General features: G+C 68.5%; 11 protein-coding genes. 7 read left to right on the top strand and 4 right to left on the bottom strand.

Going from position 1 to position 10,461, the window contains the following annotated elements:
- Nucleotides 1-92: MerR family DNA-binding transcriptional regulator (locus tag ABZ348_RS15950; RefSeq protein ID WP_358933351.1), on the bottom strand; the 92-nt coding region annotated here is incomplete at its 3' end.
- A gap of 54 nt (nucleotides 93-146) precedes the next feature.
- Between ABZ348_RS15950 and ABZ348_RS15945 the strand changes: the two genes are divergently transcribed.
- Complete coding sequence (locus ABZ348_RS15945) at nucleotides 147-434, top strand: hypothetical protein (RefSeq protein ID WP_358933329.1); 288 nt, start codon at nucleotides 147-149, stop codon at nucleotides 432-434.
- A 319-nt stretch (nucleotides 435-753) separates the two neighbouring features.
- On the opposite strand, the gene ABZ348_RS15940 is transcribed toward ABZ348_RS15945, so the two are convergent.
- Both ABZ348_RS15940 and ABZ348_RS15935 read right to left on the bottom strand, forming a co-directional pair.
- Nucleotides 754-954 carry a DUF397 domain-containing protein gene (locus ABZ348_RS15940; RefSeq protein WP_358933327.1) on the bottom strand — a complete coding sequence of 67 codons (201 nt, stop codon included), beginning with the start codon at nucleotides 952-954 and terminating at the stop codon, nucleotides 754-756.
- Entirely contained in the window at nucleotides 951-1,781 is an 831-nt protein-coding gene (locus ABZ348_RS15935; RefSeq protein ID WP_358933349.1) for a helix-turn-helix transcriptional regulator, read from the bottom strand. Before ABZ348_RS15935 ends, ABZ348_RS15940 begins: the two co-directional genes overlap by 4 nt.
- Nucleotides 1,782-2,142: 361 nt before the next feature.
- Between ABZ348_RS15935 and ABZ348_RS15930 the strand changes: the two genes are divergently transcribed.
- The gene (locus ABZ348_RS15930) at nucleotides 2,143-2,421 is read left to right on the top strand and encodes a hypothetical protein (RefSeq protein WP_358933326.1); all 279 of its coding nucleotides are present in this window, start codon (nucleotides 2,143-2,145) and stop codon (nucleotides 2,419-2,421) included.
- Nucleotides 2,422-2,732: 311 nt separating this feature from the next.
- A complete protein-coding gene (locus tag ABZ348_RS15925; protein WP_358933324.1) occupies nucleotides 2,733-3,821 on the top strand; it encodes an AI-2E family transporter in 1,089 nt (362 codons plus the stop codon).
- A gap of 48 nt (nucleotides 3,822-3,869) precedes the next feature.
- Here ABZ348_RS15925 and ABZ348_RS15920 read toward each other — a convergent pair whose 3' ends face one another.
- Nucleotides 3,870-5,954 carry a SpoIIE family protein phosphatase gene (locus ABZ348_RS15920; protein ID WP_358933322.1) on the bottom strand — a complete coding sequence of 695 codons (2,085 nt, stop codon included), beginning with the start codon at nucleotides 5,952-5,954 and terminating at the stop codon, nucleotides 3,870-3,872.
- Nucleotides 5,955-6,237: 283 nt separating this feature from the next.
- Between ABZ348_RS15920 and aspS the strand changes: the two genes are divergently transcribed.
- The 4 genes from aspS (at nucleotide 6,238) to ABZ348_RS15900 (ending at nucleotide 10,355) form a co-directional block, all read left to right on the top strand.
- Nucleotides 6,238-8,010 carry an aspartate--tRNA ligase gene (gene aspS / locus ABZ348_RS15915; protein ID WP_358933320.1) on the top strand — a complete coding sequence of 591 codons (1,773 nt, stop codon included), beginning with the start codon at nucleotides 6,238-6,240 and terminating at the stop codon, nucleotides 8,008-8,010.
- A gap of 272 nt (nucleotides 8,011-8,282) precedes the next feature.
- A complete protein-coding gene (locus ABZ348_RS15910) occupies nucleotides 8,283-8,804 on the top strand; it encodes a SigE family RNA polymerase sigma factor (RefSeq protein WP_358933318.1) in 522 nt (173 codons plus the stop codon).
- Nucleotides 8,794-9,576 carry a hypothetical protein gene (locus ABZ348_RS15905; protein WP_358933316.1) on the top strand — a complete coding sequence of 261 codons (783 nt, stop codon included), beginning with the start codon at nucleotides 8,794-8,796 and terminating at the stop codon, nucleotides 9,574-9,576. The genes ABZ348_RS15910 and ABZ348_RS15905 overlap by 11 nt, the downstream gene beginning before the upstream one ends.
- Before the next feature lie 5 nt (nucleotides 9,577-9,581).
- On the top strand, nucleotides 9,582-10,355 hold the full coding sequence (locus ABZ348_RS15900) for a L,D-transpeptidase family protein (RefSeq protein WP_358933314.1): 774 nt from the start codon (nucleotides 9,582-9,584) through the stop codon (nucleotides 10,353-10,355).
- Nucleotides 10,356-10,461: the final 106 nt, after the last annotated feature.

Raw genomic sequence — 10,461 nt, 5'->3', positions numbered from 1 at the left:
TCGGGCTCGGGAAGCAGCCCCTTGGCGTGATAGACGCGAACGGTCTTGATCGACACCCCGACATACCCGGCCAGCTGCCCGATGGTGATCACCTGGCCATCGTCCCACTTGACCCTGCCCTTGGGGCAGGGTTGCAGCATGGCGTCATGCCGAACAGGAACATCGATTGGGAAACCCTGCGCGAGCTGGCTGACGAGGGCAACGAGACCGCTCTAGACCAGCTGGCCGACCTCGCCAACGCAGCTAGCGATCTCGGGGAGCTGAGCGCGCTGTTGGACGAGGGATCCATACGCGCTGGGTTTCTGCTCACTCAACGTGCGGCCTCGACTGGCGACCTGCGCGAGCTCCAGCGGATCGCCGACGCCGGGTACGACGAGGCCGGGGACGAACTGGACAGACGGCTGAAGGCACCAGCCGACGGGCATCAGGATTGAGGGTCGTGACACCCAACGACTCACCGACCTCGACCAAGTTCGGAAGCGGCTCCGAGCATTCGAAGGCCACACCCGTTGACCAACAAAATGAATCCTCCACCGCCCTGGCGGCGTGATCACCCCCGAAGAACTTTCGGAGCCGACCACTAAGCCTGCCGCTCATGAACGCGTGTGAAAGCGAATGTTGAAGACAGTGCGGCACTACCACGTTCAGCGTCTACGGGTTCACTAGCGGCATTCCGGATCTCGTTTCACCCGACATGACTGAGTCCCGCGCTCCGGGTATCGAGTGCGGGACTCAGGCTGTGTCGGGGCGCTGTTAGAGCTCGCTGCTGCGGGCGAGAGCGATGAGCCCTGACCATGCGGAGGTGCCGACCATGAGTGCGGGGCCGGTTGGGTTCTTGCTGTCACGGACGGGGACGATGCCGTGTGTTGATGCGTGTTCTGGAGCCCACTCGACGCAGGCACCACCATTGTCGCTGTAGGAGGACTTGAACCAACGGGGGGATTCCGTCGTCACGGGTTGCCCTTTCGTAGCTGCTTGATCATGGCCACGGATGCCGCTTGGGACAGTGCTTCGGCCTGTAGTTGATGGTAGGCCGTCAGCAGGGGCACCACGGAGGCGCTTTCCCGCTCAAGTTGCCCTCGCTGTGCGGACTCTGCGTACGAGAGCAGAGACCGGTTCTGCATGGTCAGGATGTAGAGAGGCAGGCGGAGCGGGCGACGATCACCCAGGTTGAACGGGGCGACCTGAAGCACAGTGTTCGGCAGCGCGGCGAATTCGATCAGCCGCGTCAACTGGGCTTCCATGACTTCGGGGTCGCCAACGGGAAGCCTGAGGCAGCTTTCGTCCAACACCACGAAGACCAGCGGGGGCGGTGTCCGGATGAGTGCTCCCTGTCGCTCATTTATGAGCGAGATTCGTTCGTCCGCCTGCTCAGGTGTGATTGCCCCACGCTCGACGGTGCGTGTGGTGAGCGCGGATGCGTACTCGGCTGTCTGGAGGATTCCCGGCACAACACCGACCTCGTAGAGCCTGATTTCCACCGCTCGCAGTTCGTGCGTGACGTACTCCGGGAATCCTTCCAGTACTGCGGTGAGCCGTACGGCTCGGCTCTGGCGTTCGAGTCTGTCCCCGGTGCCGAGGACTCTGTCTGCGTTTGCCGCGAACTTGGGAGTTGGAGATCGGCGACCGGTTTCCACAGCAGAAATGTGGGTCCCGGAGCATCCGATCCGTTCCGCCAACTCGTCCTGGGTCCAGCCACGCTCATCCCGCAAAGTGCGTAAACGCTGCCCGAACGCGGCACGCGGCGACTTCTCGGGGTCAAGTTCTTTCCGATTCAACAGCCCCCACCTAACTATCCGCACAAATAGCGCAAGTTGAAGACGATTTGACTCTAGACCACGCTGACTTCACTTGGTAGTGGAATGACTACGGAGAGGTGTGGTCGATGTGTGCACCCACCCGCCCGGATCGTGAGGGCGGCATGAGTCAGGAGTTCGCGGTCGGGGCCGTGGTTCGGGATGCCGAGGCGAAGAGGGTGGGGGTGGTCATGGACTTCTCCCTGGGGAGCTATTTCCTTTGTCCTCTCGGGGGAGGGCGGGAGTGGTGCGCGAGCAGCGAGAGCCTCAGTGTCTGGAGTCATGGTGATCGGCCGGGCGCGGTGGAGGTCATCGTCAGTGACAACGGCGTCCAGGAGGCGTCGACATGGGGCTGACCCGTCGCTTCAGGGAAGTCATCTGGACGCTCAAGCTCCATGAAGCCAACGGGATTTCCGTGCACGTTGCGTGTGCCTCGGGGGAGCCCGGGTGCAGGGCGGGCCCGGAAGGTGCCGAGGACCTCTGCGTCGACGATGCCGAAGCGTGGACGGAAGCCCACTTCAGATGCACCGGACACCGTCGCTATCTGTTCTTCGAGTGCTACACCAAACAGTGGGATCCGCCCGGCGACGTCGACCCCCGGACCATCGAGGGGGTGACCACATGAGCATCGCGGGAGCCTTCCCCGCACTTCCGCCAGATCCGTCCGCCTTCTGTTGTCGCTGCGGTTGGCTCACCGGGGCGCCGATCATCGTTCGATGGGTCGGGAGTGCCAGCGGGCCCGGGCCCATGACGTTGCCCATGACGTTGTACGCGTGCCCCGACTGCTTCCCCGAGTTCGATGCGGGGCCGACTCCCGGCGAGATGATCCGTACGGGGTAGGGGCCACCTGCCCGAGGTCGCGACCCGTTGATGGGGCGTCACCCGCCTGGACCCCGAGTGCGCGACGCCCGCGTCCGGCCGTGGTCCGCTGGACCTGTGCAGTTCCCAGAGCGGTCGAGACTCCTGCCCGAGCCGGTGCGTCGGCTGGCCGCCTGGTGTGTCGTGTTTCTGCTGGTCGCAGGGGTGGCGGCGGTAGCGATCTGGTTGATCGGGTATCTGCGGACCGCGGTCACCCCGGTGTTGCTCGCGCTGCTCGGCACCGCGTTGCTCGGACCTCTGTACCAGCGCCTGGTCCGGATGGGGGTGCATCGCTCGCTGGCCGCCGGGCTGACCTGTGCGGCCGTCGTCGCGGTGGTGGGTGGGGCGATGTACATCGTCGTCAGCGCGCTCATCGACAGCGGCGATCAGATCGTCTCCTCACTGAGGGAGGCCGCCAGAGGACTTGCCGAGCACTTCGGCGCCGCAGGCACTTCCCTCGATGATCTCGCGACCAATGCGAAGGAATTGCTCACCAAGTTCGGCGGGACCGCCGCGTCCGGGGTGATCAGCGGTCTGAGTGTGGTGGGCGAATCGATCGCCATCGCCGTACTGGCCCTGCTGCTGATCTTCTTCTTCCTCCGTGACTCGGACAAGGCGGCCGGTCTGGCACGGGTCATCGCACCCGGGCCGAACGCGGAAGTCGTCGAGGCGATGGGACGGCGGGCCTTCGAGGCGGTCGAGGGCTTTATGCGGGGGACCACCTTCATCGCCCTGATCGACGCCATCTGCATCACCATCGGACTGCTGATCCTTCAGGTTCCCGGGGCGCTCGGACTCGGGGCGCTCGTCTTCGTCGGTGCGTACATCCCCTACCTCGGCGCGTTCCTCTCCGGGGCGGTCGCGGTGCTGGTGGCGCTCGCCGACCGGGGGTGGGTGATCGCGCTCTGGGCGCTCGGCGTCGTCCTCGCCGTACAGGTGCTGGAGGGGCACGTACTCCAGCCCATGATCCAGAGCCGTACGGTTCAGATGCATCCGGCCGTCGTCATGCTGGCCATCACCGCGGGGGCGGGGGTCGCGGGCATCCTGGGGATGCTGCTCGCCGTGCCCGTGACCGCGGCGGCCTTCGGGGTGATCAGCGAACTGCGGAAGGTCTACGGCAGGGGCACGGAGGAGGCGGGACCGGCCGGGACCGAATCAGCCGGCTGACGGCCGCCGCCTACTCCTTTACTCCTGCGGCGGCTACTCCCTCGGCGGCTACTCCTTCTGCGGCTTCGACTCGTGGAGTTCGAACCAGATCGACTTGCCCTCGCCCCTCGGGTCCACTCCCCAGGCGTCGGCCAGCATCTCCATCAGCACCAGACCGCGGCCGGACGACGCCATTTCCCCCGGGCGGCGCTTGTGCGGCAGTTCGTCGCTGGCGTCGGTGACCTCGACCCGCAGCCGTCGGCCGTCCCCGTTGTCATGGGTGATCTCCGCCGACAGCAGGGCGTTCCCGTCGGTGTGGACGAGGACGTTGGTCACCATCTCGGACACCATCAGCACCGCCGAGTCGACCTGTTCCTGATCGGCCCAGTCGTGCAGCAACTCCTTGACCTGGCGACGGGCGACCGCGATGCGTTCCGGCTGGGCCTGTGCCACCGTCATGGCCATGCGCCGCGGCGCCTCGGCAGTCACCGGCTGCCCCTCGCGGGAGAGCAGCACCAGCGCCACGTCATCCTCGCGCCGATCGGCCAGCGGGCCGGTCGTGTAGTGGGAGACGGGTCCGTGCACTGCCTGCACCAGTGCGTCCGCCAACTCCTCCAGGGATTCGCCCGGGTCGTTCTCCAAGACCGTGCGCAGTCGGGCCCAGCCGGTGTCCAGGTCGTGGCCGCCGGTCTCCAGCAGACCGTCCGTGCACATCATCAGCGTCTCACCGGGGTCGAGGGTGAGACGCGTCGTCGGATAGTCCGTGTCCCGGTCGATGCCGAGCGGGAGCCCGCCTTCGGTCGGCCTCAGCAGAACCGTTCCGTCAGCCATGCGGACCGCGGGTTCCGGATGGCCGGCCCGGGCGATCTCGATCCGTCCGTTCGCCGGGTCGACCTCCAGGTAGAGGCAGGTGGCGAACCGCGGGCCGGAGTAGTCGCCCTGCCCGTACGAGTCGGTGATGCCGTGCAGAAAGCGGGACGCCCGGGAGAGCACCGCGTCGGGCCGGTGGCCCTCGGATGCGTACGCACGCAGGGCGATCCGCAGCTGGCCCATCAGACCGGCCGCGCGTACGTCATGCCCCTGCACGTCCCCGATGACCAGGGCGATCCGCCCGGAGGGCAGCGGGATCATGTCGTACCAGTCGCCGCCGACCTGGAGGCCGCCGCCCGTCGGTACGTACCGTGCGGCCACCGACATGCCCGGGATGGCCGGGCCCAGCACCGGCATCATCGAGCGCTGGAGTCCGAGCGACAGCTCCCGCTCGGTCTCCGCGACCCCTGCCCTGGCCAGCGCCTGCGCCAGCATCCTGGCGACCGTCGTCAGCACCGAGCGCTCGTCGGGGGTGAAGGTCACCGGGTGTTTGAAGGCCGCCATCCAGGCGCCCATCGTGCGGCCGGCGACGATCAGTGGCAGATAGGCCCAGGACTGGCGTCCGAGGCGCTGGGCCAGTGGCCAACTGGTCGGATAGCGGCGGTCGTACTCGCTGGGGCTCGGCAGGTAGACGGCCCGTCCGCTGCGGATGACCTCGGCCGCCGGATGGTCGGTGTCCATCCGCATATGGCTGAACGGGTCGCCCTCGTCCCCCTGGTGACCGTGCTGTCCGATGATCGTGATCCGGTCGCCGGCGGCGCCGAAGACCGCGAGTCCGTCCGGCGAGAACCCCGGCATCGACAGGGAGGCGGCCACCCGCAGCACCTCGGCCGTCGAACGCGCCTCGGCCAGCGCCCGTCCCGCGTCCAGGAGGAACGCCTCACGGGAGCGACGCCAGTCACCGGTGATGGGGGTCTGCGCCGCCGTGCCCTCGGTCGGCTCGGCGACCTCCTGGAGCGTCCCGTACAGGATGTGGGAGCCGTCCACGCGGAACGGCTTGCCGCGGAAGCGGACGGTGCGCAGGACGCGTCCGCCCTCGTCGACGATCCGCAGCCGCCCTTCGGCGAGGGTGTCCTCGGCGACGGCGAGACCGACGACGCCGTTGATCTCGTTCCAGTCGATGGGGTGGAAACGGGCCCGTACGACGGACTCGGGGTGGGGGCCGGCTTCTGGTGGCAGCTCGACCAGCCGGGCGGCCTCCGCGTCGAGGGTGACCGTCCCGGATGCCTTGTCCCACCGCCACAGGCCGGTGGCGATGGCTGCCAGGACGTCCTCGGTGCGCATTGCCTCACTTTATTCCGATCTGCCGCGGGCTGACCTGCCGGGGGCCACTGCCGGGTGAACGGGCCCCGGGCGGACGGCAGAAGGGCCCCGCGGGGACGGGGGCGGCAGGCGGCGGCCCATCACGGCCGGGCAGCCGCTGGTACGGCTGTTCACCGGGTGAGCCCAGGCCCCCGGGGCTCCCGGTCGACCACTGGCGTGTATATGCCAATGAGGGGGGAGGGGGGCGGGCGGTAACCTTGACAGGCCCACCCCACCCCACTCCGCTAAGACTGGATGAACGACGATGCATCGGTACAGGTCCCACACCTGCGGCGAGCTCCGCGCCTCTGACGTCTCCACCGACGTCCGGCTGAGCGGCTGGCTGCACAATCGCCGAGACCTGGGCGGCATCCTCTTCATCGATCTGCGCGACCACTACGGCATCACCCAGCTCGTCGCCCGCCCGGGCACCGCGGCCAACGAGGCGCTGAGCCACCTCACCAAGGAGACCGTCGTCCGCATCGACGGCAAGGTCGTCAGCCGGGGCGCCGACAACGTCAACCCCGAGCTGCCCACCGGTGAGATCGAGATCGAGGTGGCCGAGGTGGAGGTGCTGGGCGCGGCCCAGCAGATCCCCTTCACGATCAACACCGACGACGGCGTCAACGAGGAACGTCGTCTGGAGTACCGCTTCCTCGACCTGCGCCGTGAGCGGATGCACCGCAACATCATGCTGCGCACCGCGGTCATCAGCGCCATCCGGCACAAGATGACCGCGCTCGGCTTCAACGAGATGGCGACCCCGATCCTCACCGCGACCTCCCCCGAGGGCGCCCGTGACTTCGTGGTGCCGTCCCGGCTGAACCCCGGCAAGTTCTACGCCCTGCCGCAGGCCCCGCAGCAGTTCAAGCAGCTGCTGATGATCTCCGGCTTCGACCGTTACTTCCAGATCGCGCCCTGCTTCCGCGACGAGGACGCCCGCGCCGACCGCTCGCCGGGCGAGTTCTACCAGCTCGACGTCGAGATGAGCTTCGTCGAGCAGGAGGACGTCTTCCAGCCGGTCGAGAAGCTGATGACCGAGCTGTTCGAGGAGTTCGGCGACGGCAAGCACGTCACCTCGCCGTTCCCGCGCATCCCGTTCCGGGAGTCGATGCTGAAGTACGGCAACGACAAGCCGGACCTGCGCGCCCGGCTCGAACTCGTCGACATCACCGACGTCTTCGACGGCTCCGAGTTCAAGGCGTTCGCCGGCAAGCACGTCCGCGCGCTCGCCGTGCCGGACGTCGCAGCCCAGCCCCGGAAGTTCTTCGACCAGCTCGGCGAGTACGCGATCGAGCAGGGCGCCAAGGGTCTGGCCTGGGTGCGCGTCGCCGAGGACGGTTCGCTGTCCGGGCCGATCGCCAAATTCCTCACCGAGGAGAACGTCAAGGTCCTCACCGAGCGCCTCGGCCTCGCCGCGGGCCACGCCGTCTTCTTCGGCGCGGGCGACTTCGACGAGGTCTCCAAGATCATGGGCGCGGTCCGCGTCGAGGCCGCCAAGCGCGCGGGCCACTTCGACGAGGGTGTCTTCCGGTTCTGTTGGATCGTCGACTTCCCGATGTACGAGAAGGACGAGGAGACCGGGAAGATCGACTTCTCGCACAACCCGTTCTCGATGCCCCAGGGCGGCATGAAGGACCTGGAGGAGAAGGACCCGCTGGACATCCTCGCCTGGCAGTACGACATCGTCTGCAACGGCATCGAGCTCTCCTCCGGCGCGATCCGCAACCACGAGCCCGACGTCATGCTGAAGGCGTTCGAGATCGCCGGCTACGACCGGGAGACCGTCGAGCACGAGTTCGCTGGCATGTTGCGTGCCTTCCGTCTCGGCGCCCCGCCGCACGGCGGCATCGCCCCCGGCATCGACCGGATCGTGATGCTCCTCGCCGATGAGCCGAACATCCGGGAGACCATCGCCTTCCCGCTCAACGGCAACGCCCAGGACCTGATGATGGGCGCCCCGACCGAGCTGGACGAGTCGCGGCTGCGGGAGCTGAACATCCAGCTCCGCAAGCCGGTGGCGAAGCCCGCCGAGTAACGACGGCACCCGCTCCGCACGTACGAGGCCCCGGACCGCGGTCCGGGGCCTCTTCGTGTTCGACCGGGCCCGTCATTCTGCTCGTGCCGTGACCGTTGCTGCGGTAGGGCCCAGGCGGCCGTGGTGCACGGTCCCGGACGGGCCCGAGCAGCGCAGCCGTCGGGGAGACAGCCGTACGGACGTGTTTGTTCCGTCGTGTGCGGGCAACCCGAAGCATTCCTCACCGCGTTCCTCCTACGTGGACGACGGAACACGAGAGCGGGGACGGGACCATGGGCTCCGACTACGGGGACGACGACTTCGAGGCGTTCGTCGCCGCCCGCGGCCCCCGGCTCCTGCGCATGGCCTGGCTACTGACCGGCGACGCCCATCTCGCGGAGGACCTGCTCCAGACGGTGCTGGCCAAGGTCTGGCCCAATTGGTCGAAGATCTCCCGGGAGCACCCGGAGGCGTACATCCGCAAGGCGCTGGTGCACACCCACGCCTCCTGGTGGCGCCGCCGCTGGCGGGGGGAGGTGCCGCACGGAGAACTGCCGGACTCGGTGACCTCCATGGACGCCTATGCCAACGTCGATCTGGAGCAGTCGCTCGCGACGGCCATCCGCGCCCTCCCGGTCCGCCAGCGGGCGATCGTGGTCCTGCGCTACTTCGAGGACCTGAGCGTGGAGGACACCGCGGCCACCCTCGGCTGTGCCACGGGCACCGTCAAGAGCCAGTCCTCGAAGGCCCTGCGCACCCTGCGGACGCTGCTCCCCCCTACTCTGGCCACGGCAGGTGACCGCAGTGCAGCCTGAACACCAGCCTGAACACAAGGACGAAACGGCGGAGCGCGAACTGCGCGTCCTCCTGGAACGCGGCACACCGCGACTGGCCACCCCCGACGGTCTGCTGCACCAGGTACGGGAACGCGTCGTACGCCGTCGACGACTCAAGGCAGCCGGAGTGGCAGGCTCCGCAGCGGTGGCGCTGACCCTCGCAGGCGTCCTGTTGCTGCCGGCCCCGGACGACTCCCACCAGCCGGTGCTGACCGCACGGCCACCCGTCCCCGCGGCGCCGACCGCTAACACGGTCGCCTTCCCCGAACTGGACGGGCTGACGATCCAGGTGCCACGGCGCTGGAACACCCTGACGATGCCCGTGGACCCACAGCTCGACATCCAGCCCCAGGGGTTCATCGCCACCCAGCGGATCGCACCGTTCCCCCGGCCCTGCCGGGCGGAGTACGCGAACGACTGCCTACCGGTGGAACGGCTCGGCCCGAAGGACGTACTCATCACCGTCACCACGGGCGGACCGGGCAAGGACAGACTCGACCGACGGGCCTCGCGCACGCTCAAACCCATGGGCGTGGACGACAACTGCGCGGCCATCGGCGGTGTCACCACCCGTGCGGCGGATCTGCTGAGCGACTCCCAGCCGCACCCCCTGGTCCTGTCCGCCTTCCGGGTCTGTGCCGCGGCCGGCACCACCGCCGAGACCTGGGCCGAGGTCCAGAAGATGATCGACAGCGCCCACCGCCTCGGCCCGGCGGACACGTACGCACCGAGCACCCCGACAGGACGGTAGACCTCATGCACGCTCGTACGGGCGCGATACCGGCGGCGGGGCTCGTGCTCCTGCTGCTCACCGGCTGCCAGACGCAGTCCACCGGAGGCGAGAGACCAGCCCCCGCCGAGGAGGCCACCCCCGCCGAGAGCGCCGGGGCGAAACCTGCGCAGGGCGCCGAGCCATCGCCCCTGACGGCCGAGCCCACCGACATACCCGGGCTCGGCCCCAAGACCCGTAAGCGGATGGGACTCAAGACCCGCCAAGCCCTGGTGGTGCGCGCCAAGGACGCAGACGCCAACCAGGGCACGGCCGTCCTGTACGAGCGCGATGCCGCGGGTTCCTGGCGACCGGCCTCGGAGACCTGGCCCGCCCGCAACGGCATCCGCGGCTGGACCGAGCACCACAAGCAGGGCGATCTGCGCACCCCGATCGGGGTGTACGGACTGACCGACGCGGGCGGACTGCTGAAGGACCCCGGTACGAAACTCCCGTACGACCAGGGGTCGGGCTTCACCCCGCCGAACCGCACCAACGCCGAGGGCGAACCGCTGACCGGGGCCTTCGACTACGTGGTCGCGATCAACTACAACCGCGTACCGGGGCACACCCCGCTGAGCTGGACCCGGCCGCTGGGGAACGCCAGGGGCGGTGGCATCTGGCTGCACGTGGAGCACGGCGCGGGGACCCAGGGCTGTGTGGGGTTGCCCCGGGAGCGGATGCAGGAACTGCTGCGGCGGCTGGACCCGGCCGCAGAGCCCGTGGTGGTGATGGGGCCGGAGGCGGCACTGGCCGTCTGAAGCGGCACCGGTCACCGCCCGGCGTCACCGCACCGGTCACCGCACGACGCGACCCCCGGCCCGAGCAACTGCCCGGGCCGGGGGTCGATCGCATGTCCCCGTACGT

The organism is Streptomyces sp. NPDC005963, from assembly GCF_040638655.1.
Taxonomy (GTDB): Bacteria; Actinomycetota; Actinomycetes; order Streptomycetales; family Streptomycetaceae; genus Streptomyces.
This window is presented reverse-complemented; position numbering and strand designations above follow the sequence as displayed.

What these genes read in the sequence shown, in the direction of transcription:
- ABZ348_RS15930 (WP_358933326.1), top strand. Translation starts at nt 2,143, where the DNA reads ATGGGGCTGACCCGTCGCTTCAGGGAAGTCATCTGGACGCTCAAGCTC.
- ABZ348_RS15900 (WP_358933314.1), top strand. Translation starts at nt 9,582, where the DNA reads ATGCACGCTCGTACGGGCGCGATACCGGCGGCGGGGCTCGTGCTCCTG.
- ABZ348_RS15910 (WP_358933318.1), top strand. Translation starts at nt 8,283, where the DNA reads ATGGGCTCCGACTACGGGGACGACGACTTCGAGGCGTTCGTCGCCGCC.
- ABZ348_RS15920 (WP_358933322.1), bottom strand. Translation starts at nt 5,954, where the DNA reads ATGCGCACCGAGGACGTCCTGGCAGCCATCGCCACCGGCCTGTGGCGG.
- ABZ348_RS15945 (WP_358933329.1), top strand. Translation starts at nt 147, where the DNA reads ATGCCGAACAGGAACATCGATTGGGAAACCCTGCGCGAGCTGGCTGAC.
- aspS (WP_358933320.1), top strand. Translation starts at nt 6,238, where the DNA reads ATGCATCGGTACAGGTCCCACACCTGCGGCGAGCTCCGCGCCTCTGAC.